Here is a 20,225-nt window from a genome sequence, read left to right on the forward strand (position 1 = left end):
GCAAGCTTAGCGGCTGCCGGCCTGCGGCGCACGCGTGGGAGATGCGGCTTGCGCCCTCACCCATTCCGAAAACGCCTGCACCGCCGGCCGCTGCATGGCGCCCGGCTTGCTCACCAGGTAGTAGGCAAAGCGGGCGGGCCAGCGCTTGTTCAATGCGACGGCCAGGCGGCCTTCGTCGAGGTACTCCTGCGCATGCGTGTCCTGCACGAGCGCGATGCCCTGGCCGGCCGCTGCGGCGCGCAGCAGCAACAGGTCTTCCTCGAAGCCCGGGCCGCGCAGCGCGGCATCCACGGCCTCGACGCCATGCGCCTGCAGCCACAGCGCCCAGTCCGCGCGGTCGCTGTCGTGCAGCAGCGTGTACTTTAGGCAATCGGCGGGTTTGCGGATCGCCGAGCCTTGGGCCAGCAACGACGGACTCGCCACCGGCACAAGCACGGGCGCCATCAGCCGCTCGACCTGCAAGCCGGGATACACGCCCAGCCCGTGGCGTATTGCGACATCGACCCCGTCGCGTTGCAGATCGGCCAGCTTGGACGAGGCCTCGACCCGCACCTCGATCTCCGGGTGCAGCGCCGAGAACGCACCCAGGCGCGGCACGAGCCAGCTCGCCGCGAAGGACGCGACGGTGCTCACGGTGAGGGTCTGCTGCTTCGACGCGGCCTCCAGCACGGACACGGCGTGTTCGATCTGGTCGAACGCGCGCACCAGGTTCGGATGAATGCGCGCGCCCGCCTCGCTGAGCTGCACGCCGTAGCGCTCGCGCACGAACAACGACACGTTCAGGCGCTGTTCAAGCACGCGGATCTGCTGGCTCACCGCGCCCGGCGTCACGCCCAGGACTTCGGCGGCGGCCTTGAGGCTGCCGTGCCGGCCGGCTTCGGTGAAGGCGCGCAAGGCGAGCAAAGGCAAGACGCTTCCCATGGGGTTTCCAGTCGTTAGAAAAACTGATTTCTTGATCGACGAATCATCGTTTGTCGGTCGGATTCTCTCTCCCTAGCATCGGTTCATGGACTGCCAATGCAATCAGATTTTCTATCTTCAATGACGCACAGCCTCTCGCTCTACACCGACAGCTCGCCCAACGGCTTCAAGATCACCATCGCGCTGGAAGAACTCGCCCTCCCCTACACGCTGCACCACGTGCGCATCGAGCGCGGCGAGCACCGACTCCCCGCGTTCCTCGCGCTCAACCCGCATGGCCGCATTCCGGTGCTGGTGGACCACGCGGCCGGCCTCACGCTGTTCGAGTCGGCGGCGATCCTGCTGTATCTGGCCGACAAGGCCGGGCGCCTGCTGCCGACGGAACCTGCGGCGCGCTGGAAGGCGATCACGTGGCTGATGTTCCATGCGTCGAGCATGGGCCCGCTGCTGGGGCAGCGCGTGCATTTCGAGCGAGTCGCCCCGCAACGCAACCCCGAGGCCATCGAGCGCTATCGCGAACTCACAGAGGCCGCGTTCTCGACGCTGGACGGTCACCTCGCGAACCACCACTGGCTGGCGGGCGATGCGTACTCCGTGGCCGACATCGCGACCTTCGGCTGGACGCACATCGCGCGCATCGTCGACTTCGACTTCAGCCACCACCGCCACCTGACGGCATGGCACGAACGCATGGCCGCGCGGCCGGCCGTGCAACGCGGCATTGCACTGCCCGAACCCGCGACGGACGCCTGACGCCGCGCGCTCCTTTCCTCTTTTTCTTCCAACCTCTGACATGCAAGCTTCTCTGCCCACCGGCGCCTCCGCCCACGCCTTCGCCACCCACCCCGGCTACCGCCGCATGTTCGCGCCCGACGCGCTCACGTTGGGCATCTTCCTGCCGCTGCGCTTCTTCGAGGGCGACATGGCGGTGCTCGAAGGCCAGTCGGCATTACTCGCCGACATCGACCGCCAGGGCTTCGCGGCGATCTGGGCTCGCGACGTGCCGCTGTTCGATCCGCGCTTCGGCGACGCAGGCCAGGTGTTCGATCCGTTCACCTACCTGGCCTTCCTGGCCGCGCGCACGCAGCGCGTGTCGCTGGCGATCGGCAGCGCGATCTTTTCGCTGCGCCATCCGATCGACCTCGCCAAGGCGGCGGTCACCATCGACCAGTTGTCCGGCGGACGGCTGGTGCTCGGCGTGGCCTCGGGCGACCGCCCCGTCGAGTTTCCCGCTTACGGTCTCGAACACAGCACGCGCGGCGCGCGCTTCGCGCAATCGGTCGCCTACTTCCGGCAACTGATACAGCCCGGCGCCGGCCCCATCACCTCGCCGTTGGGGCAGCTGAGCGATGCAACGCTGCTGCCCCGGCCCGCGAGCGGCGCGATCCCGCTGATGGTGACCGGCTCGTCGCAGCAGTCGCTCGAGTGGATCGGCACGCACGCCGACGGCTGGCTCACCTACCCGGGATCGACGCAGAACGTCATGGGGCCGCGCCAGCTGGCGGAAAAGATCCGCGCCTGGCGCGCGCTGATTCCCGGCGGCGGGTTCCGCCCGCACATGACGAACGAATGGATCGACCTGAGCGAAGACCCCGACCATCCCCGCACGCCGATGAACGGTGGCTACGTGCTCAAGACGGGCCGCAAGGGGTTGATCGCGCTGCTGACGGAATGGCGCGACGCCGGCGTCAACCATGCCGCGCTCGGCGTGCAGTTCTCGCGCCGGCCTGCGAGGGAGGTCCTCCAGGAACTGGCCGAAGAAGTGCTGCCGCACTTTCCTTCGCACGAGAGCGTCGCGCCGCTGCGAGCGCCCTGGTAACGCGCCGCTGCGTGGGTGAAAACCCCCAGTGCGCCGTGCCGCCGAAGTCCGTACTCTGTATACAGAGTTCAGAAAAGGCCCACCATGCCCGCCCAGTTGCTCAGCATCGAAGTCGCCCCCGACCTCGTCGACCAGGTCTACCGCGCCCTGCTCGGCGCCATCAACAGCGGTGCGCTCGCGCCGGGCGAGCGGCTCACGCAGGAGGACATCGCAGCCCGGCTTTCCGTGTCGCGCCAGCCGGTGCTGCAGGCGCTGCGGCTGCTCAAGAAAGACGGCTTCGTGCAGGACGCGCCCGGCCGCGGCGTGCTGGTGGCACCGCTGGAGGCCGAGGCGATGCGCAAGGTCTACCAGGTGCGCGGCGCGCTCGACGTGCTGGCCGCGCGGCTGGCGGCGCAGCAGCGTTTTCGCATCGACCCGAAGCTCATCGAACGCGGCCGGCGCGCGGCGCGCGGGCGCAATGTCGAAGCCATGATCGATGCCGACGTGGCCTTTCACCAGGCCATCTACGCCGCCTCGGGCAACCCGCTGATCGGCCAGAGCGCCGACCCGCACTGGCGCCACTTGCGCCGCGCGATGGGCGCGGTGCTGCAGGCCGAGCCGCAGCGCGAATCGCTGTGGGACGAGCACGAAGCCATTGCCGACGCCATTGCCGCGGGCGACGTCGAACGCGCCGCGCGCCTGAGCGACGAGCACGTCTCGCGCGCCAGCGATGCACTGGCCGAACGGCTCGCGCAGCAGCTGGCACGCACCGCTGCATCCGCATCTGGAACCCCCGCCAAAAAAGGAGACAAGGCATGAAGCTGACCCCCGAGCAACGCGCGCAGTTCGAGCGCGAGGGCTACCTGTTCTTCCCCGGCCACTTCTCACCCGAAGAGACCAAGGTGCTGACCGAGGCGGTGCCCGACCTGTACAGCAAGCGCGCGGCCTTCAACGTGCGCGAGAAGGGCTCCGACGCCGTGCGCACGAACTTCGCCGCGCACCTCATCAGCGAGCCCTTCGCGCGGCTGGCGCGGCACCCGCGCATGGTCGGGCCGGTGATGGACCTGTTCGACGAAGCGGTCTACATGCACCAGTTCAAGATCAACGGCAAGATGGCCTTCGAGGGCGACGTGTGGCAGTGGCACCAGGACTACGGCACCTGGCTCAACGACGACCTGATGCCCACCGAGCGCGCGATGAACGTGGCCATCTTTCTCGATGAAGTGACCGAGCACAACGGCCCGCTGATGTTCATTCCGGGCAGCCACCGCAAGGGCGTGGTCGATGCCAAGCATGACCTCACGACCACGAGCTACCCGCTGTGGACGGTCGACAACGACCTGATCCGCCAGCTGGTCGACCGCGCGGGTGGCACGCAGGGCGGCATCGTCTCGCCCAAGGGGCCGGCCGGTTCGATGATCCTGTTCCACAGCTGCCTCGTGCATGCCTCGGGCAGCAACCTCTCGCCCTTCAACCGCGTGGCCGTGTACCTGAGCCTGTGCGCGGTCAGCAACCACATCCGCCGCCACAAGCGGCCCGAGTACATCGCGCATCGCGACTTCACGCCCATCGAGATGCTGCCCGACGACTGCCTGCGCCAGCCCTACCCCGTCGAGGTGCCGTGGAAAGACGGCCTGCCCGAGAGCGCGCTGCGCACCTCGCTCGACGTCATCGACTCCGTGGAAGCCTGAACACCATGAGCCTGCACACCCGCCTGCAACAACGCGCCGCCGAAGGCCGCCCCATCCGCATCGGCCTGATCGGCGCCGGCAAGTTCGGCGCCATGTACCTGGCGCAGATTCCGCGCACGCCCGGCGTTCAACTGGTCGCCATTGCCGACCTCTCGCCCGCCGCCGCGCGCGTCAACCTCGAGCGCGTGGGCTGGCAGGCCGAGCGCAGCAACGCCGGCTCGGTGCAGGAGGCGCTGAAGACCGGCGCCACCTGGATCACCGACGACTGGCAGGCCGTGACGCGCGAGCCCAGCATCGACATCGTGGTCGAGTGCACCGGCAACCCGATTGCCGCGGTCGATCATTGCCTGGACGCCTTTGCGCACGGCAAGCACGTGGTCAACGTGACGGTCGAGGCCGACGCCTTCTGCGGTCCGCTGCTCGCGCACAAGGCGCAGCAGGCCGGCGTGGTGTATTCGCTGGCCTTCGGCGACCAGCCCGCGCTGATCTGCGACCTGGTCGACTGGGCGCGCACCTGCGGCTTTCCGGTGGTGGCGGCCGGGCGCGGCCACAAGTGGCTGCCGCACTTCACCGAATCGACGCCCGAGACCGTGTGGGGCAACTACGGCCTCACGCCCGAGCAGGCCAAGCGCGGCGGGCTCAACCCGAAGATGTTCAACAGCTTTCTCGACGGCTCCAAGCCATCGATCGAAAGCTCGGCGGTGGCCAACGCAACCGGCCTCGGCGTGCCGTCGGACGGCCTGCTCTACCCGCCCGCGAGCGTGGAAGACATTCCCTTCGTCACCCGCCCGAAGAGCGAAGGCGGCGTGCTGGAGCGCAAGGGCATGGTCGAGGTGATCTCGTCGCTCGAAGCCGACGGCAGAAAGATCCCGTACGACATCCGCATGGGCGTGTGGGTCACGGTCGAGGCCGAGACCGACTACATCAAGAACTGCTTCGAGGAATACAACGCCCACACCGACCCGAGCGGGCGCTACTTCACGCTGTACAAGCGCTGGCACCTGATCGGGCTCGAAGTCGGCATGTCGGTCGCCAGCGTGGCGCTGCGCGGCGAGCCCACGGGCGTGGCCACCGGCTGGAACGCCGACGTGGTCGCCACCGCCAAGCGCGACCTCGCGGCAGGCGAGATGCTCGACGGCGAAGGCGGCTACACCGTCTGGGGCAAGCTGCTGCCGGCCGAGCGCTCGCTGCGCCTGGGCGGCCTGCCGCTCGGGCTGGCGCACAACGTCAAGCTCGTGCGCCCCGTGAAGAAGGGCCAGGGCCTGAGCTGGGCCGACGTGGCGATGGACACCAGCACCGCCGCCTACCGGCTGCGCCAGGAAATGGAAACGCTGTTCACGCCGGCGGTGCGCGACCGGGCCGCCTGAAAGGGCCTGAGCGCGACCTGAACGGGCCCCGCAGCAGCGGGGCCTCTCGTTGCGCCAAAGGACGAACAGATCAAGAATCTTCTGCTCGGCACCGTTCCGGTGTCGAAATGACCGGTTGCGGGCCGTCATTGTGGTGAGCGCTCTTGCTCGGCAAGCTTTTCCTTCACGGAGAAACACCATGCAGTACATGTTGATGTTCTACCAACCCGCCGCCGAATTCGAACAACGTGACGACCCCGCCTCGCAGGCCTACCGCGCCAGCTGGGTCGCGTATGCCGACGCGGTGCGCCAGTCGGACGTCGCACTCGGCGGCCACGGCCTGTTGCCGCCCATGACCGGCACCACGCTGCGCGTGCGCGGCGACAAGCGCCAGGTGCAGGACGGCCCCTTCGCCGACACCAAGGAACAGCTCGGCGGCTACTTCGTGGTCGACGTGCCCGACCTCGACGCCGCGCTCGAATGGGCCGCGCGCGCGCCCTGCGCCGCCAGCGGCGGTGTCGAGGTGCGGCCGGTCTTCACCGCCACCGCAGCGGCAGGTACGAGCCAGACGTGACCACGCTGGCGGCACATGACGCCGCCGAACGCGCGGCACACACTTCAGCCGAACGCGCGGCACGCGCGTCGTACGGGCGGCTGCTGGCCATCCTGTCCGCGCGCACGCACGACATCGCGGCCTCCGAAGACGCCCTGGCCGACGCCTTCGCCCGCGCGCTCGAGCGCTGGCCCGCCGACGGCGTGCCGGTGCAGCCCGACGCCTGGCTGTTGAGCGTCGCGCGGCACCGCAAGCTCGACGCCTGGCGCCACAGCCGCGTGCAGGACGACGCCACGCAGACGCTGCTGCTGCTCGCGGGCGAGATGGACGAGGCCGACCCCGATGCCGCCACCGTGCCCGACGAGCGGCTGCGCCTGCTTTTTGTCTGCGCGCATCCGGCCATCGACGCCGCCGCGCGCGCGCCGCTCATGCTGCAGACCGTGCTAGGCCTCGACGCCGCGCGCATGGCCGGCGCGTTCCTCACCTCGCCCTCCGCGCTGGGCCAGCGGCTGGTGCGCGCCAAGGCCCGCATCCGCGCGGCCGGCATCTCGTTCGAATACCCACAGGCGCGCGACCTGCCGCACCGGCTGCGCGACGTGCTCGACGGCATCTACGCCGCCTACGGCACCGGCTGGGACGACGTCGACGGCGCCGACGCCCTGCCCCGCGGCCTGACGACCGAGGCCATCGACCTGGGCCGCATCCTGTGCCGCCTGATGCCCGCTGAACCCGAGCCGCTGGGCCTGCTCGCGCTGATGCTCTTCTGCGAGGCGCGCACCGCCGCGCGCCGCACCGAGGCCGGCGCCTACGTGCCGCTCGACCAGCAGGAAATCACGCGCTGGGACCATGCGCTGCTGGCCGAGGCCGAACACCATCTGCGCATCGCGTCGGCCATGCAGTCGCTCGGGCCGTATCAGCTCGAAGCCGCGATCCGGTCGGCCCACTGTGAGCGCCGCGCGGGCGCACCGGTGCCGCCCGAAGTGCTGGTGTCGCTGTACGAAGGTTTGCTCGCGCTGCGGCCGAGCATCGGCGCGCAAGTCAGCCTGGCGTGTGCGCTGGCGAACGCACGCGGGCCCGAGACCGGGCTGCGTGCGCTCGATGCGATCCCGTCGGACGAAGTGGCGAGCTACCAGCCGTTCTGGGCGGCACGCGCGCACCTGCTCGCGGCCGGTGGCGCGCGTGTGGCGGCGCGGCAGGCCTACGACCGGGCGATCGGGTTGAGCAGCAATGGCGCGGTGCGGGCGTACCTGCACGCGATGTCGGAACGGGCCTGAGGGGTTCAGTCCTGCAGCACAGCAGCGCCAACGCGCCGCCCTTCAAGCCGACTGCCGCCCTGCGTCAGCGTGACGCCATTCACCTCACCCCCATCGCCGCGCCGGAACACGAACTGCGCACCGATGGCCGTCACCGCAAAGCGATCCGGCCCCGTGGGCGTGAGCCCGTTGTAGCCCTTGCCCGATTCGCGTGCCAGCAGGCGCCCGTCGCGCACGGTGAAGCCAAGCACCTGCGCCTTGCCGACGCGGAACTCGCCCGCGTAGTCGGCAAGGCGCTTCGGATCGATCGGCACTTCCGCCGTCGGCACCGGGTAGCGGCTCTTGCCGATGGCGAGCATCACGGGCTGCAGCGGGGCGCGCTGGTTGCTGGCGAGCACGATGAGCGCTTCGCCGGTGTCGGGCGCCAGCAGCCAGAGCGTGCGGTAGCCCTCGGTGACGCCCGCGTGGTAGTAGGTGCGCCGGCCGGTCTCGGGGCCGCGCACCATCACGGCATAGCCGATCTCGGCGCCCTCGTAGCGCGCGAGCGGCGTGAGCAGGCGTGCGGCGGCCGGGCCCAGCGGGCCCTGGGCGCCGGCAAGAATCGCGCGGCTGAAGGCCAGCATGTCGGCGGCGGTCGAGCGCAGCGCGCTGGCCGGCGCGTAGGCATGCATGTCGAAGCGCTGCTGGCGCTGGTCGCCCGCGAACGGCGGCGCCATGCGCGAGGCCTTGTCGCCGAGCGGGATCACGGTGTCGTTCATGCCCAGCGGCTCGGTGATGCGCGCGCGCACCAGCTCGCCCCACGAGGTGCCGTAGCGCAGCGCCAGCAGCTGTCCGAGCAGCGCCATGCCGAAGTTGCTGTAGCGCGCCTCGCACGGCGCCGCGACGGCGGTGAGTCGGATGCGCGCGAGCGCGGCCCAGAACATCTGCAGGTCGAAGCTGCGGAACTGCTCGGCCAGCGCGGCGCCGCCGGTGACGCCGTCGGCCATCACGGGCAGGCAGCCGGTGTGCGTGACGAGCTGCTTGAGCGTGATCGCGGCCACGGCGGGCGGCACGCCCTCGGCATGGCCGGCCAGCAGCTTGCCCACGCTGTCGTCGAGCGCCACGTCGCCGCGCTCCACGGCCTGCGCCAGCAGCAGGCCGGTGAAGACCTTGGTGACCGAGCCGATCTCGAACATCGGCTGCTCCGCGCTGGCCGCCGCAATCGCGCGTGCCACCTGCGGTTCGGGGTTGTGAGCGATGCCGTAGCCGGCCTTGTCGCCGCGCAGCACGCCGACCACCAGCGTGCCGCGCTCGGCCCCCAGCGCGGTGCGGGCCAGCACGGCGGGGTCGCTGGCCAGCGAGAGCGGTGCGGAGGGTGCAGACGGCGGTACGAGGTGCGCGCTCGCCGCGCCCGCCAGCCAGGGCGCGAGAAGCCAGGGCGCCAGCCAGCGGCGGCACCAGGCGGAGGGCAGAAGCCGCATCGTCGGAATCCTCGGGCGTGAAGTCGGAACAGCCGCCATCCTGCCACGGCGGCCACAATGACCCCATGCGTGCATTGCTTTCGACTTTCTCCTGGCAGGAACTGCGCCACCACCCCTGGCGCAACGCGGCGGCCGTGCTGGCGGTGATGCTGGGCGTGGCGCTGGCGTTTTCGGTGCAGCTCATCAACGCTTCGGCGCTCGACGAGTTCTCCAGCGCGGTGCGCTCGGTGAACGGCCAGCCCGACCTCGAAGTGCGCGCGGCGCAGGGCAGCTTCGACGAGGCCGTGTTCGGCCGGCTCGCGCGCCGGCCCGAGGTGGCGCTGGCGAGCCCGGTGCTCGAGTTCCAGGGCCTCGCGCTGGGCGGCGACGGCCGCCAGGTGCCGCTGCGCGTGATCGGCGTCGATGCGCTCGCGCTGCCCACCATCGCGCCCGCGCTGATGCCGCAGTCGGCGGCCGGTGCGGAGCGTTTTGCGCTGTTCGCGCCCGGCCATGTGTTCCTCAACGCGGCGGCGCGCCAGGCGCTGCAGTTGCCGCTGCAGCCCGCGCCCGGCGAAAGCCTTCAACTGCGCAGCGGTGCCGCGTGGCAGCGCCTCGCAGTCTCTGGCCACGTGACGGCCGGCGGCGCGGCGTTGGCGGTGATGGACATCGCGGCCGCGCAGGAGCTGTTCGACCAGCTCGGCCAGCTGAGCCGCATCGACCTGCGGCTTGCGCCGGGAACCGACCGCGCGGCCTTCGTGGCCGCACTCGAAAAGTCGCCCGACTGGCCCGCGGGCCTGAAGTTCGCCGAGCCCGGCGACGCGGCCGAGCGCGTGAGCAACCTGTCGCGCGCCTACCGCGTCAACCTCACGGTGCTGGCGTTGGTGGCGCTGTTCACGGGCGCGTTCCTGGTGTTCTCGGTGCTCGCGCTCAGCGTGGCCAAGCGCGCGCAGCAGTTCGCGCTGCTCGGCGTGCTGGGCCTCACGCCGCGCGGACGGCTGCAGCTGGTGCTGGCCGAATCGCTGGTGCTCGGGCTGATCGGCAGCGCGGCCGGCCTGGCACTCGGCACCGCGCTCGCGGCCTTCGCGCTGCGCGTGCTGGGCGGCGACCTGGGCGGCGGCTACTTCGAAGGCGTCGCACCCCGTCTGCATTGGAGCGGCGCCGCCGCGCTGATGTACGGCGGGCTCGGCGTGGTCGCTGCACTCGTGGGCGGCTGGTGGCCCGCGCGCGCCGCGCAAGCACTGCCCGAGGCGCAGACGCTCAAGGGTCTGGGCGCCGCACCCGCACAAGGCCGCCACCACTGGCTCGCACTCGGGCTCATCGCCGCGGGCGCAGCGCTGGCCAACCTGCCGGCGATCGGCGGCATTCCGGTGGCAGCGTACCTGTCGGTGGCCTGCCTGCTGGTGGGCGGCATCACCGCCCTGCCCTGGCTCATCGCGCTGCTGTACGACCGCGTGGCGCCCGCGTTCGCGCGGCGCGTGCTGCCGATGCTCGCCGTCGAGCGCGCGCGGCGCATGCGCGGCACGGCGGCCGTGGCGGTGAGCGGCGTGGTCGCGAGCCTGAGCCTCGCGGTCGCGCTCACGGTGATGGTCGCGAGCTTTCGCGAGTCGGTCACGCACTGGCTCGACGTGGTGCTGCCGGCCGACCTGTACGTGCGCGCCACCTCGGGCGGTCGCGGCAGCGGCAACAGCGGCGGCACCAGCAGCACCGACACCGCGACCTTCGCGCCGGCCTTCGTGCAGGCGCTGGCGCAACTGCCCGGCGTGGCGCGCACCGGCACGCTGCGCACGCAATCGTTGCAGCTCGACCCCGCACAGCCCGCCGTGACGCTGATTGCGCGCAGCCTCGAAGGCGGCGTGGTGCGCGGGCTGCCGCTGGTCGGCGAGGCGTTGCCCGTGCCGCCCGGGCAGACCGGCATCTACGTGAGCGAGCCGATGGTCGAGCTGTACGGCGCGAAGCCGGGCACCGCGTTCGCGCCGCTGTCCGATGCGATGCGCGCTGCCACGCCGCAGGTGTTCTTCGTGGCGGGCGTGTGGCGCGACTACGCGCGACAGTTCGGCGCCATCGCGATGGACGCGCGCGACTTCGAGCGCATCACCGGCGAGCACGACGTGAGCGACGTGGCCCTGTGGCTCGCGCCCGGTGCGTCGGAAGCAGAGGTGCAATCGGCCGTGCGCGAACTCGCATCGCGGACCTCACGCGACGGCGCGGTCGAGCTCGCCTCGGTCGGCCAGATTCGCGCGACCTCGCTGCGCATCTTCGACCGCAGCTTTGCCGTCACCTACTGGCTGCAGGCCGTGGCCATCGCCATCGGTCTGTTCGGCATTGCCGCCAGCTTCAGCGCGCAGGTGCTGGCACGGCGCAAGGAGTTCGGCCTGCTCGCACACCTGGGCTTCACGCGGCGGCAGGTGCTGGCCGTGGTGGCCGGCGAAGGCGCGGCCTGGACCGCCATCGGCGCGGTCGCGGGGCTGCTGCTCGGGCTGGCCGTGTCGGTGGTGCTGGTGAAGGTGGTGAACCCGCAGAGCTTCCACTGGAGCATGGACCTGCTGGTGCCCTGGGTGCGGCTGCTGGCGCTGTGCGCCGCCGTGGTGGCGGCCGGGACGTTCACGGCGTGGATGGCCGGGCGCGCCGCGGCAGGGCGCGACGTGGTGCTGGCGGTGAAAGAGGACTGGTAGCGCCCTCTTCCATCGCCATTCCTCCTAGCGCCCCGGCGTCAGCTGGATTCTTTCCACCGTCTCTTTCTCGACGGCCCCGCGGCTGTAGACCAGCGGCACGTACTTGCCTTCGAGCCACAGCGGCGCCAGGTCGCGGTAGTTCGGGCTGTCGGGGTTGCCCGACTGGCCCGGCGTGTTGATGACACGCGACGCGTCCCAGTTGCCCACGTCGAGCACCATGCGGAACGACGCGCCCGAGGTCAGCTTGTAGTCGTTCGCGCGGTAGGTGGCGGCCATCGGCGTGAACGACGAGCCGGACATCGGCCAGTCGCCCACCTCGAGCTTCTTGCGCGTGGCCGCATCGACCACGCCGCCCAGCGGATGCCGGAACTCGGCGCGGTGCAAGGCGCCCCACTTCCACGCCGCCGGGTCGGGCCCGAGCTTGGTCGACAGTTCCTGCATCGCAGCGGGCAAGGTCGTCAGCAACAAGGCATCGCGTTGCGCGTTGCTGACCCAGCCGGACGGGTTCTCCAGCAACAGCACCATGCGCGTGTTGTCGCCCGGCGCGGCCAGCGCGGCGCCGGCATCGCCCGCCCCCGCCTTGAGCACGGCCTGGCGCAGGAACTTGCTGCTCCACACCTCGTACAGCGCAGCCGCCGCGCTGTCGCGGTCCATGGCGCCGTTCCAGCCCTGCAGCAGGCGCAGTGCTGCGGCGGTCTGTGCGTCGTCGCTGCGCTGGCCGGCCAGCAGCTTCAGCAGGCGCTGCGCCGGGGTCGCAACGATGTCGTTCTGCATGCGCTCCGAGTCCTCGATGGTGAAGCGTGAACCTGCCGCCACCTTGGCCGCGAACAGCTCCTTGAGCCGGCGCGCGCGGGCCGCATCGCTCCACTCGTAGCCCACGCCCTTCTTCGCAGCAGGATGGTCGGGCGGAATGTTGTTCTCGTTGGCCGTGACCACGTAGCCGCGCGCGGGATTGAACTCCGACGGCAGCTCGTCGCCATTGCGGAAGCCCGACCACTCATAGCGGCCGTCGCCCGGCACCGGCATGAGGCCGTCCCAGTTCGGGCGGATGGGTGTGAGCCCGCCCGGAATCCAGCCGACGTTGCCGCTGCTGTCGGCATACACCTGGTTTTCGCCGGGCGCGCCCCAGCGGTTCATCGCAGCTCGGAACTGGTCCCAGTTGCGCGCGCGCATGTAGTCCATCGAACCGAAGTACGGCGCCATGCCGGGCTCCAGCCACGCGGCGCGCAGGGCGAACGCGCGGCGCTTGCCGGGCTCGGCGAGCAGCACGGGGCCATGGCGCGTGAAGGTGTTGACCACCTCGCGCGGCGCGCTCTCTCCCTTGACCGCGATGCGCTCGGTGACGCGCGTCATCGGCTCCCAGCGGCCCTGGTAGCGGTACTCCTCGGGGTTGCCGGGGTTCAGCTCGTACACGTACAGGTCTTCCTGGTCCATGTAGAAGCGCGTGAGGCCGAAGGCGATGGTGCCGTTGTGGCCGATCGACAGGCCCGGCAGGAAGGGCTCGCCGGCGCCGATCGCGTCCATGCCGGGCGCGCTCAGGTGCGTCATGTAGCGCAGGCTCGGCGCGCCGTGCGAGCGGTGCGGGTCGTTGGCCAGAATCGGCCGGCCCGTGGACGTGAGCTTGGGCGCGATGACCCAGTTGTTGCTGCCGTAGGCGGCGGTGGGGTCGCCTTGCGACGCGCGTTGCTCCGCCTCGTCCTGCTCGGCCTTTGCCGCGATCGACTCGGCACTGCCGGGCAGCAGCGCGACCGGCGTGGACGACGCGCCCGCGTTCATGCCCACGCGCGTGTTCTCCTTGGTGAAGCGCGGCGAGTCGGTCGCCCGCAGGTAGGCTGCGCGCAGCTCTGCCGCCGGGATGGTGCACGGGTCGAAACCGTCAGGCACCTTCGGCGTGACCGGCGGATCGAGTTCTCGGCGCAGCCAGTCGGCCTTGGCGCCCGGCGCGCCGGCGCAGAAGGCGCGTGCGCGGTCGACCTCGGACGTGAAGTTGAGCGTGAGCCCATGGTGCCGGATACGCACCACGTCCTCGGGCGACCACGCGGCCGGCTGGTAGCCCAGCAGCGCGAACTCGGTCGGCAGCAGCGCGGGCTGCGCGCGCACCTGCGCGACGTAGGCATTGACGCCGGCCGTGAAGGCCTCGGCCACGCGCTTGGCGTCGGAGCCGTAGGCGAGCCATTCGCGGTACATGTCGCCGCGGTAGAGCACGGCGCGCGCGGCGCGGTCGCTCTCGACCCAGGCGGGACCGAAGTCTTTGGCCATTTCGCCGAGGCCGCGCTTGCGCCACAGGTCCATCTGCCAGAGCCGGTCGCGCGCGGCGATGAAGCCCTGCGCCACGAAGGCGTCGTAGAGCGTGCCGGCGTACAGGTGCGGCACGCCCCAGCGGTCGACCAGCACTTCGGCGGGCTTCTCGAGGCCGGGCACGGTGAAGGATGAGGCGGGGCGCGTGGGCGTGTTGATGCCCGGCGAAGTGGACGCACAGCCTGCGAGTGCCAGCACCGCCAGCGACACGGCGCCCAGGGAAAGCCGATGGCTCGTTCTCTTCATGTCTCTCGTCTCCTGTCTTGTTGTGGATTGGCAGCGCACAGTATCCCGATTTCCGCCGCTTTCCGTCGCCCGCCGGGTTACAGGGCATGACTTGTAGACTGGCGCGCTATGCAGCCCACCCCTTCACCCTCCTCCTGCGGCGACTGGCTCTCCGGCGCGATCCGCCGCATCGAAGCCGACTACCAGCGAAGCGCCGACACGCACCTCATTCCGCTGCCGCTGTCCGCGCTCGCCGCGCACGGCATCGACCTGTACCTGAAGGACGAATCGACGCACCCCACCGGCAGCCTCAAGCACCGGCTCGCGCGTTCGCTGTTTCTCTATGCGCTGTGCAACGGCTGGGTGCGCGAAGGCACGACCATCGTCGAAGCCTCGAGCGGTTCCACCGCCGTGAGCGAGGCCTACTTCGCGCGGCTGCTGGGCCTGCCCTTCATCGCGGTGATGCCGCGCAGCACCTCGCCCGAGAAGGTCGCGCAGATCGCCTTCTACGGCGCGAGCTGCCACTTCGTCGACCACGCGGCGCAGGTGTACGACGAGGCCCGCGCGCTGGCCGAGCGCAGCGGCGGCCACTACATGGACCAGTTCACGTACGCCGAGCGCGCGACCGACTGGCGCGGCAACAACAACATCGCCGAGAGCATGTTCCAGCAGATGGCGCGCGAGCGGCACCCGGTGCCCGCGTGGATCGTGGTGGGCGCCGGCACCGGCGGCACCAGCGCCACCATCGGGCGCTATGTGCGCTTTCGCTGCCACGACACGCAGGTGTGCGTGGCCGACCCCGAGGGCTCGGTGTTCTCCGCCTACCACCGCAGCGGCGACACGACGCTGACCGCGCCCGGTTCGCGCATCGAAGGCATCGGCCGTCCGCGCGTGGAGCCCAGCTTCGTGCGCACGCTGGTCGACCGCATGCTCGAAGTGCCCAACCTCGACTCGGTGGCCGCCATGCATGCGCTGTCGGCGCTGCTGGGCCGCAAGGTCGGCCCGTCGACCGGCACCAACTTCGTCGGCATGCTGGCCGTGGCGCACGAGATGCGCGCGGCCGGCCAGCAGGGTTCGATTCTTTCGCTGCTGTGCGACGCAGGCGAACGCTACCTGCCGAGCTACCACGACGCCGACTGGGTGCGCAACGCCTTCGGCGACATCGCGCCCGCGCAGCAGCGCATCGACGCGCTGGTGGCGGGTTGACGATGTCCACGCGCGCACCCGGCGGCCTCATCGCGCGGCGGCAGCTGTTGCTGCTGACCGCGCTGGCCGCCTCGGGCGCGCCGCATGCCGGCTGGGCCCTGCCCGCGAAGGCGCTGCAGTTTCCGCGCGACTTCGGCAGCCACCCCGAGCTGCGCACCGAGTGGTGGTACATCACCGGCCACGGGCAAACCGCCGCGGGCCGCGCGTTCGGCTTCCAGGTGACCTTCTTCCGCTCGCGCGTCGACGCCACGCAGGCCATGCGCTCGGCCTTCCAGGTGACCTTCTTCCGCTCGCGCGTCGACGCCACGCAGGCCATGCGCTCGGCCTTCGCTGCCAAGCAGCTGGTGTTCGCGCACGCGGCCGTCACCGACCTCGAAGGCCGCGTGCTGCGGCACGACCAGCGCATCGCACGCGCGGGCTTCGACGTCGCCTCGGCCAGCGAAACCGACACCGACGTGCGGTTGCGCGACTGGTCGCTGGTGCGCGATGCCGGCAGCGGCGCCTACACCGCGCGCATCCCCGCCGGCGAGTTCACGCTCGACCTGCGCTTCGCACCGTCGCAGCCGGTGCTGCTGCAGGGCCGCGAGGGCCTGTCGCGCAAAGGCCCCGACCCCGAGCAGGCGAGCTACTACTACAGCGAACCGCAACTGCAGGCGCAAGGCCGCCTCACGTTGCAGGGCCAAGCTCCCTTCGAGATCACCGGCACCGCTTGGCTCGACCACGAATGGAGCGAAGCGCTGATGCATCCCGAGGCCGTGGGCTGGGACTGGATCGGCATGAACCTCGACGACGGCAGCGCGCTCACCGCCTTCCACCTGCGCCGCCGCGATGGCAGCGCGTTGTGGTCGGGCGGCTCGTTCCGCCCGCGCGGGGGCGCGGCGCGCATCTTCGGCCCCGGCGAAGTGCGCTTCGACGCCCTGCGCAGCTGGACCAGCCCGCGCACCCGCACGAGCTACCCGACGCACTGGCGCATCGACACGCCCGCGGGCCGCTTCGAGGTGCAGGCGCTGCTCGACGACCAGGAACTGGACAGCCGCGGCTCGACGGGCGGTGTGTACTGGGAAGGGCTGAGCGAGCTGCGCGATGCGCAGCAAGGCAAGCGCGTGGGGCGCGGGTACCTCGAGATGACGGGGTATGCGGCGCCGCTGCGGTTGTGAGCCGAAGCACAGCGCGAGGGACTACTTCACGCCTTGGCTCAACGCTTGCGCCGTGTTGCGCGACAGCGCGCGGACGTAGCCGTCGATCGCCGAAGCAATCGGCGCGAGCTCGGTGCTGCTCAACCGCTTGAGGTCGCGCGGTTCCTGGAAATCCTTGAGTTGCCGCACCCTTTGCCGCTGCTGGGCGAGCATCGGCTCGTAGGCCGCGAGGTTCAGCGGCGGGTCCATGACGAAAACCTTGGCTTCGATCGCGGGCACCGCGAAGTACCGCGTCGACGCCAGCATGCCGCGCGTGAAGAGGCCCGAGTTCTGCATGAAGCTCTCGTCGCAGGGGCCCCCGGTGCACTCCACGCGCGCCTGCGTTCGCGTCGCCTCGATGAGGACCACCGCAGAGATCTGATCTTCCTTCAGCTTGCGTGCAGCCCACGCCTGCGCAGGATTCGCGATCCAGCGACCGTCCTTGAAGATGGCCAGCGCATTGACGGAGGTCGTGGCAAAGCTCGTGAGCCGCACCACCTGGAAGCCCGCCTTCTCGAGCTCCGACGTGAAGGCCTCGTAGACCTTGGCCGTGGGGTTCCAGGGGAACGGGTACGTGGTCGAGAAGTTGTTGAAGACGGTCGTGCCCACGTGCATGTGTTCCGCAGATGCGGGCATCCGGACGAGCAGGCCGACCTTCGCGCCCTTCGCGAGCTTGCCCCCATCCGGCGGCAGCGTCGGCGGGGTCATGCACCCTGTCAACGCGAGCGCCATGAAAAGTGCGAGCAGGCATCTGCGCATGGGGGTCTCCTTCTTCTTGTCGGTGTGGGCCTGTGCGGCCGGGTGCGGACGATTGTGACGAGCACCGCATGCGGCGTCGCCACGGGAACCGGTGGTTTTGGATAGAGTCGGCCTCACGTCATGCCAAGCCCCCACCGTCCATGAACGCCACACGTCATCAGAAGCTTCGCTCGGCGCTCATCGCGATCGCCGTATTCGCGGGGATCGCCATCGCAGGCGCGCTGTTCGGCTTCAGCCGGAGTGGCAATTCGACGGGCCTCGCAGGCCGCGAGATCTGCCGCACCACGTGCATCGCGCGCGGCTGGAAAGACGGAACGATGGAGCCACCCTCGCACGCGACGACCGGCTCCACGCAGGGCCCGAAGACTTGCCAGTGCCGATGAGGGCCACGACTCACGCGGAGACCGTCACGCCATTGCGCTCCAGCACCGCCAGCAGCTTCGGAATGTCCGGCTCCGGCCCCACCGGAATCTCGCGATCGATCGCCGCGAACATCTGCGCGGCCATCGCGTCCTTGCCGGTGATCTCGAGCATCTGCCCGCCGCCCTTGCCGTAGTGGAAGCCATGCACCGTGCCGCGCGGCACGTGCACCAGCGTGCCGGGCTGGCACAAATGGGCCTGGCCGTCGCAATGGAACTCGACCTCGCCGCCGAGCACGTAGAACGACTCGTCCCAGTCGTGGCTGTGCGGGGGTGGTCCCGTGCCTTCGTCACCGCGCTGGAAGGTGACGCCGTAGCTCTGCGTCGCGGTGTTCGACGCCAGCACCGTCACCTGCGTGCCGAGCACGTTGAGCGGCGTCTCGCGCCGATCGGGTGGCAGGACAAAGTACGGAAGAAGGGCCATGGCCGGCTCCTCGAAGTGGGAGCCGGATTCTGCGCCCCGGTCGCAGGGGGCACAAGCGGCGCAGGGTAACCTCCCCGCTTTGACGCGCTGCCCTGGCGGCGCAGACGATGCACACGCACCGCCTGCAGCCGTCACGGCCTTTGCATCACTGCTTCGTGCGACGCCGATCGATGAACGCGATGATCTCGCCCATGATGCCCTTGCGGAAGGCCAGCACGCAGATCACGAAGATCAGGCCCGTGACCATGGTCACCGACTCGCCCAGCGTGTTGAACCAGTCGATGGTCGTGATGCGCGCCAGGAAGCTGCCGAGTTCGCCGATCTTGTTCTCCAGCAGCACCACCACCGCCGAGCCCACGATGGGACCCGACAGCGTGCCCAGGCCGCCGACCAAGGTCATCAGGATGACCTGGCCCGAAGCGGTCCAGTGCACATCGGACAGCGTGGCAAAGCCCAGCACCAGCGTCTTGAGCGAACCGGCCAGGCCCGAGAGCGCGGCCGAAATCACGAAGGCCAGCAGTTTGAAGCGGCCCACGTCGTAGCCCAGCGAGAGCGCGCGCGGCTCGTTTTCCTTGATGCCCTTGAGCACCTGCCCGAACGGCGAGTGGATGGTGCGCACGATCAGCAGGAAGGCCAGCACGACCACGACCAGCGCCACGTAGTACATGGTGAGGTCGTTCGACAGGTCGATGACGCCGAAGAGCTTGCCGCGCGGCACGCCCTGCAGGCCGTCTTCGCCGCCCGTGAACTTGGCCTGCAGCGCGACGAAGAACATCATCTGCGCGAGCGCCAGCGTGATCATCGCGAAGTAGATGCCCTGGCGCCGGATGGCCAGCACGCCGAACAGCCAGCCCAGCAAGGCGCCGGTGAGCGTGCCCGCAATGAGGCCCAGCTCGGGCGTGAGGCCCCAGACCTTGATGGCGTGGCCCGCCACGTACGCGGAGCCACCCAGGAAGGCCGCATGGCCGAAGGACAGCAGGCCCGTGTAGCCCAGCAGCAGGTTGAAGGCCGCGGCGAACAGCGCGAAGCACATGAGCTTCATCACGAACACCGGGTAGGCACCGAAGAACGGCGCCAGCACCAGGGCCACCAGCAGCAAGGCGTAGACGACAGTGGAGATTTTTTTCATGTTCATGCCGTTCGCCTTACTTCTCTTTGCCGAACAGGCCGGCGGGGCGAATCAACAGCACGATGACCATGATCACGAACACAACCGTCGAGGAAGCCTCGGGATAGAAAACCTTGGTGAGACCTTCGATCACGCCCAGTCCCAGGCCCGTGAGGATGGCGCCCATGATGGAGCCCATGCCGCCGATCACGACCACTGCGAACACCACGATGATGAGGTTCTGCCCCATCAGCGGCGACACCTGCATCACCGGTGCGGCCAGCACGCCGGCGAAGGCGGCGAGCGCACAGCCGAAAGCGTAGGTCAGCGTGATCATCAGCGGCACGTTGACGCCGAAGGCCTCCACGAGCCGCGGGTTCTCGGTGCCGGCACGCAGGTAGGCGCCCAGGCGGGTCTTCTCGATCACGTACCAGGTCGCGAAGCAGATCACCAGCGAGGCCACGACGACCCAGGCGCGGTAGTTGGGCAGCACCATGAAGCCCAGGTCGGTGGCGCTCGACAGCGCATCGGGCGCGTCGTAGGGCAGCCCCGACACACCGTAGACCGAGCGGAACACGCCTTCGATCAGCAGCGTGAGACCCAGCGTGAGCAGCAGGCCGTAGAGGTGATCGAGCTTGTAGATCCAGCGCAGCAGCAACCGTTCGATGACCACGCCGAACAGGCCGATGAGGATCGGCGCGGCGATCAGCATCACCCAGTAGTTGACGCCCAGGTACTCCATGGCCATCCAGGTGAGGACGGCCCCGAGCATGAACAGCGCGCCGTGCGCGAAGTTGATGACGTTGAGCAAACCGAAGATCACCGCCAGCCCGAGGCTCAGGATGGCGTAGAACGAGCCGTTGACCAGCCCCAGAAGGAGCTGGCTCAACAAGGCGGGAAGGGAAATGTTCATAAGCGTTTCAACGAACCCGGGCGCC

Annotated in this window: 18 protein-coding genes; 11 read left to right on the forward strand and 7 right to left on the reverse strand. The window is 69.9% G+C overall.

Annotated features, from left to right (window positions below; all coding sequences use genetic code 11):
* Positions 1 to 6: 6 nt before the first annotated feature.
* Positions 7 to 921 (reverse strand): transcriptional regulator GcvA, encoded by a 915-nt coding sequence (gcvA, locus tag IG196_RS19775; RefSeq protein WP_192192620.1) that lies wholly within the window; start codon positions 919 to 921, stop codon positions 7 to 9.
* A gap of 120 nt (positions 922 to 1,041) precedes the next feature.
* Here gcvA and IG196_RS19780 point away from each other — a divergent pair, with 120 nt between their 5' ends.
* The 7 genes from IG196_RS19780 to IG196_RS19810 all read left to right on the forward strand — a co-directional run bounded on the left by IG196_RS19780 (position 1,042) and on the right by IG196_RS19810 (position 7,583).
* Complete coding sequence (locus IG196_RS19780) at positions 1,042 to 1,674, forward strand: glutathione S-transferase family protein (protein ID WP_192192621.1); 633 nt, start codon at positions 1,042 to 1,044, stop codon at positions 1,672 to 1,674.
* Between the two features lie 40 nt (positions 1,675 to 1,714).
* Entirely contained in the window at positions 1,715 to 2,740 is a 1,026-nt protein-coding gene (locus IG196_RS19785; RefSeq protein ID WP_192192623.1) for an LLM class oxidoreductase, read from the forward strand.
* Positions 2,741 to 2,824: 84 nt separating this feature from the next.
* Positions 2,825 to 3,538 carry a GntR family transcriptional regulator gene (locus tag IG196_RS19790; RefSeq protein ID WP_192192625.1) on the forward strand — a complete coding sequence of 238 codons (714 nt, stop codon included), beginning with the start codon at positions 2,825 to 2,827 and terminating at the stop codon, positions 3,536 to 3,538.
* Entirely contained in the window at positions 3,535 to 4,410 is an 876-nt protein-coding gene (locus IG196_RS19795; protein ID WP_192192627.1) for a phytanoyl-CoA dioxygenase family protein, read from the forward strand. Before IG196_RS19790 ends, IG196_RS19795 begins: the two co-directional genes overlap by 4 nt.
* A 5-nt stretch (positions 4,411 to 4,415) precedes the next feature.
* On the forward strand, positions 4,416 to 5,777 hold the full coding sequence (locus tag IG196_RS19800; protein ID WP_192192628.1) for an NAD(P)H-dependent oxidoreductase: 1,362 nt from the start codon (positions 4,416 to 4,418) through the stop codon (positions 5,775 to 5,777).
* Positions 5,778 to 5,955: 178 nt separating this feature from the next.
* Positions 5,956 to 6,330, forward strand: a complete 375-nt coding sequence (locus IG196_RS19805) for a YciI family protein (RefSeq protein ID WP_192192630.1) — start codon at positions 5,956 to 5,958, stop codon at positions 6,328 to 6,330.
* Complete coding sequence (locus IG196_RS19810) at positions 6,327 to 7,583, forward strand: RNA polymerase sigma factor (protein WP_225616738.1); 1,257 nt, start codon at positions 6,327 to 6,329, stop codon at positions 7,581 to 7,583. Before IG196_RS19805 ends, IG196_RS19810 begins: the two co-directional genes overlap by 4 nt.
* 5 nt (positions 7,584 to 7,588) lie before the next feature.
* Here the strand turns inward: IG196_RS19810 and IG196_RS19815 are convergent, their stop codons facing one another.
* On the reverse strand, positions 7,589 to 9,022 hold the full coding sequence (locus tag IG196_RS19815) for a serine hydrolase domain-containing protein (protein ID WP_192192634.1): 1,434 nt from the start codon (positions 9,020 to 9,022) through the stop codon (positions 7,589 to 7,591).
* 65 nt (positions 9,023 to 9,087) lie between these two features.
* Between IG196_RS19815 and IG196_RS19820 the strand changes: the two genes are divergently transcribed.
* A complete protein-coding gene (locus IG196_RS19820; protein WP_192192635.1) occupies positions 9,088 to 11,673 on the forward strand; it encodes an FtsX-like permease family protein in 2,586 nt (861 codons plus the stop codon).
* A gap of 24 nt (positions 11,674 to 11,697) precedes the next feature.
* Here IG196_RS19820 and IG196_RS19825 read toward each other — a convergent pair whose 3' ends face one another.
* The gene (locus IG196_RS19825; RefSeq protein ID WP_192192637.1) at positions 11,698 to 14,217 is read right to left on the reverse strand and encodes a penicillin acylase family protein; all 2,520 of its coding nucleotides are present in this window, start codon (positions 14,215 to 14,217) and stop codon (positions 11,698 to 11,700) included.
* A 108-nt stretch (positions 14,218 to 14,325) separates the two neighbouring features.
* Between IG196_RS19825 and IG196_RS19830 the strand changes: the two genes are divergently transcribed.
* Together IG196_RS19830 and IG196_RS19835 are read left to right on the forward strand one after the other, a co-directional pair.
* Positions 14,326 to 15,402 (forward strand): PLP-dependent cysteine synthase family protein, encoded by a 1,077-nt coding sequence (locus tag IG196_RS19830; protein ID WP_192192639.1) that lies wholly within the window; start codon positions 14,326 to 14,328, stop codon positions 15,400 to 15,402.
* 2 nt (positions 15,403 to 15,404) lie between these two features.
* Positions 15,405 to 16,559: a lipocalin-like domain-containing protein gene (locus tag IG196_RS19835; protein ID WP_192192641.1), complete on the forward strand. Its 1,155-nt coding sequence runs from the start codon at positions 15,405 to 15,407 to the stop codon at positions 16,557 to 16,559.
* A 21-nt stretch (positions 16,560 to 16,580) separates the two neighbouring features.
* Here IG196_RS19835 and IG196_RS19840 read toward each other — a convergent pair whose 3' ends face one another.
* Positions 16,581 to 17,336 carry a hypothetical protein gene (locus IG196_RS19840; protein ID WP_192192643.1) on the reverse strand — a complete coding sequence of 252 codons (756 nt, stop codon included), beginning with the start codon at positions 17,334 to 17,336 and terminating at the stop codon, positions 16,581 to 16,583.
* 140 nt (positions 17,337 to 17,476) lie between these two features.
* Between IG196_RS19840 and IG196_RS19845 the strand changes: the two genes are divergently transcribed.
* Positions 17,477 to 17,719, forward strand: coding sequence for a hypothetical protein (locus IG196_RS19845; RefSeq protein ID WP_192192645.1), 243 nt, complete (start codon positions 17,477 to 17,479; stop codon positions 17,717 to 17,719).
* Between the two features lie 10 nt (positions 17,720 to 17,729).
* On the opposite strand, the gene IG196_RS19850 is transcribed toward IG196_RS19845, so the two are convergent.
* The 3 genes from IG196_RS19850 to IG196_RS19860 all read right to left on the reverse strand — a co-directional run bounded on the left by IG196_RS19850 (position 17,730) and on the right by IG196_RS19860 (position 20,200).
* Positions 17,730 to 18,179, reverse strand: a complete 450-nt coding sequence (locus IG196_RS19850; RefSeq protein ID WP_192192647.1) for a cupin domain-containing protein — start codon at positions 18,177 to 18,179, stop codon at positions 17,730 to 17,732.
* A gap of 145 nt (positions 18,180 to 18,324) precedes the next feature.
* Complete coding sequence (locus tag IG196_RS19855; protein ID WP_180838895.1) at positions 18,325 to 19,314, reverse strand: branched-chain amino acid ABC transporter permease; 990 nt, start codon at positions 19,312 to 19,314, stop codon at positions 18,325 to 18,327.
* 10 nt (positions 19,315 to 19,324) lie between these two features.
* Positions 19,325 to 20,200 (reverse strand): branched-chain amino acid ABC transporter permease, encoded by an 876-nt coding sequence (locus tag IG196_RS19860; RefSeq protein ID WP_101489724.1) that lies wholly within the window; start codon positions 20,198 to 20,200, stop codon positions 19,325 to 19,327.
* Positions 20,201 to 20,225 lie beyond the last annotated feature (25 nt).

Origin of the sequence: Variovorax sp. 38R (assembly GCF_014843395.1) — a bacterium.
Classification (GTDB): Bacteria; Pseudomonadota; Gammaproteobacteria; order Burkholderiales; family Burkholderiaceae_C; genus Variovorax; species Variovorax paradoxus_H.